At 60.6% G+C, this 2,807-nt stretch carries 3 protein-coding genes and 1 tRNA gene; all 4 read right to left on the reverse strand.

Going from position 1 to position 2,807, the window contains the following annotated elements; genetic code table 11:
- On the reverse strand, positions 1–919 hold a 919-nt coding region (locus ACYCTF_RS14300), incomplete at its 3' end, for an IS256 family transposase (RefSeq protein WP_461285083.1).
- Between the two features lie 92 nt (positions 920–1,011).
- Entirely contained in the window at positions 1,012–1,284 is a 273-nt protein-coding gene (locus tag ACYCTF_RS14305) for a hypothetical protein (RefSeq protein ID WP_461285084.1), read from the reverse strand.
- Complete coding sequence (locus tag ACYCTF_RS14310) at positions 1,281–2,339, reverse strand: tyrosine-type recombinase/integrase (RefSeq protein ID WP_461285085.1); 1,059 nt, start codon at positions 2,337–2,339, stop codon at positions 1,281–1,283. The genes ACYCTF_RS14305 and ACYCTF_RS14310 overlap by 4 nt, the downstream gene beginning before the upstream one ends.
- Positions 2,340–2,662: 323 nt before the next feature.
- Positions 2,663–2,727 (reverse strand) — tRNA-Ser (locus tag ACYCTF_RS14315).
- Positions 2,728–2,807 lie beyond the last annotated feature (80 nt).

The raw sequence follows: 2,807 nt of genomic DNA on the forward strand, positions 1-2,807 counted from the left end.
TTTTCGAAGCGCGCAACGAAGGCGGCGAGGTGCATACGGGCCTCGGCGATATCATGGGCCTCAAAGATCCGTTTGGCGTGTGTGGCCCCCACAAACGGGGGTTGTCCACCACTTCCGCCCGATGGCGGCTCGGGGTATGTGACAGGAGGTTGCGCATGAGATGGACCTGGCAGCGCCGCCAAGAGACCCCCTGGAACGGCTTGCGGGCGGCCTCCACAAGACCGGCATGGCTGTCGGAGATGAGCCAGAGGACGCCTTTCAGGCCGCGGGCCTTGAGGCCCTTGAAGAAGTCGTCCCAAGTGGCAAAGGACTCAGGGTCGCCGATCTGGATACCCAATATCTCGCGCACGCCATCGGCGCGGATGCCCGAGGCGATGAGAGCCGCCTTCGACACCACCCGATCGGCTTCGCGGACCGTGAGCACCAGGGCATCGACCAGCACAAACGGATAATGGGCCGTGAGGCGGCGCTCATTGAAGGCCCGCACCCGGGGATCGAGGCCGGCGCAAAGCGCACTCACGGTCGATTTCGAGAAAGAGGCGCCACACAAGGCCTCGGTGACCTCGGTCACTTTGCGGGTCGAGACGCCCTGCACCACCATCTCCATCAACGCCGGCACGAAGGCCTGCTCGCTACGCTGGTAGCGCTTGAAGAGCTCCGGCGAGAAGCTCCCATCCCGGGTCTGGGGCACCTGTAAGGTCACAGGGCCCACGCGGGTGTACAGGGTCCGGGGGCGCACGCCATTGCGGTAGCCCTGGCGCTCTACCGTCCGTTCGTGCGGCTCGGCACCCAGGTGTTCGGTCATCTGCGCCTCCAGTACCTGGTTTAAGACCGTCTCCACACGCTTGGCAAGCCCTTCCGACCCATTCAGCAATCCTGGCAACATATCCCGACCTACGTTAATCTCATGATCTGCCACTGCCTTGATCTCCTGGTTGAATTAACGTTCTGAACACCGTCAATTACCCGGATCGAGGCGGTGGCACCAACCGCCTTAAGCTCGTCAGCTATTTACAGCAGTTTACGGACATAACCGTCCCGCAGGGCTTGCGCCTGCTCCTGGTGTTTCTCGATCTCCGCTCTTTGACCACGGGACATCCAGTCGATCAAGGCGTGCTTGGCCGCAACGGTGGTTTTGTTGAAGTCGCCGCCGCAGGCCGCCACGGCATCGTGGAACGCTGGCTCGTTGAAGATCGCCGCCGCCTTCTTGATCCGCTCCCGGGCCGGCACTTCTTTCTCACCCGTAACCGTCGGCACTTTCTTGATCCTGCTTCGGGCGGTCACTTTGAGCCCCCGAATATCTTTCCGGCCATGTCCTCCATGACCCCCGCCACGTGCTCATGGGACAGGTGCGCGTAGCGTTTCACCATGGCGAGGGTCTTGTGTCCGAGAACCGCCGCGATCTCTTGGAGTCCGGCCCCGTTCATCGCAAGGTATGAGGCAGTCGTGTGCCGCAGATCGTGCCAGTGGAAGTTTTCGATACTGGCGCGTCTCAAAGCCGTCTCCCACGGCGTGCGCAGGTCTACGGGCTGCTTGGGGTGGGTGCGGCCTGGAAACACAAGGTCGGTATCGAGACGGCGTACCTTGGCGCGTTCCCGCAGAATGTCGAGGGCTGGCCCCACGATAGGCAATGGACGACGCTCGCCGTTCTTGGTGTCCTCCAAAAGGATCACGCGGCGGCTCAAGTCCACCTGCCCCCACGACAAGCTCATGATCTCCATGCGCCGCGCCCCGGTTGTCAGCGCCAGCATAACGGCGGCATACAAATCCGGGTGATCCCTGCACGCCCCTAGCAGGCGTTCGCGTTCATCGTCCGACAGATACCGCACACGGCCCCTGGGTTCCTTCCGCTTCTCGACGCGACGCATAGGGGAGATTTCCAGCCACTCCCAGGACTTCGCGCAGGTCGCCAAAACGACGGACAGGGCCGCCAGGTAGCGATTGATCGTTGCATCTGACCGTATGCCCCCGCCCTGGATGGTCTCGCGTGCCAGCTTCTCGCGAGCCTCGCTGATGCGGGCCGGGGTGAGGTCGGCCAGGACGTACCCGCCCAGCTCGCGCCCCCACCATGTCAGCTGTCCAGCGCGAACCTCAGCGTCTTTCAGGCGCGGCAGATTCTCGGCCTTGTATCGCGCTATGGCGTCGTTCAGCGTGTGCCGCTTGGCCTCAGTGGTGGCGAAGTGGCGGCCTTCGCGCATGGCCGCTGCCGTCTGCTCGCCCCATCGTTTCGCATCACTCAGACGGGCAAAGGTAGCGGTCTGTACCGACTGGCCCCTAAGCCTAATCTTGACGCGGTAGGACGTGCCCTCTGCGGTCGTGCGTTTCTCGATGGTCGCCATACCGTTACCCCTTATTGCCGTGTTTGCTGATCTTCTCACTTCCGGCAATACATGGCAACAAAGGATATGAAATCCGGTGTTGTTGCAACACAAGCCACTGTTTTTATTTGTTATCTGCCTGTGCCCCATGCTATACGGGACAATTACGGGACAGTGCGGGGCAAAAACGGGTACTTATGCGCAGACGGAAGGCGGCTTTTCGGGTAGGGGAACGGATTGCGGGCTTTTGCTGTTCGTGGTCTTTTTTAGCGGCTTAGTGTCCCGCCAGTGTCCCGCTAAGGTGTTATGTGAGCGGATACTTTCTATTAAGTCTTTGTTTTATATGGTGGGCCGTGCTGGGTTCGAACCAGCGACCACCTGATTAAAAGTCAGATAAATACCCCTTTCCGTAGCGTACGTTAGCGAATAATAGCTTTTAAAACAAGCCACTTATGACGGCATACGGCGGCGTTGGAGGTTATTGAAAGG

This window comes from Acidiferrobacter sp., assembly GCF_054609335.1.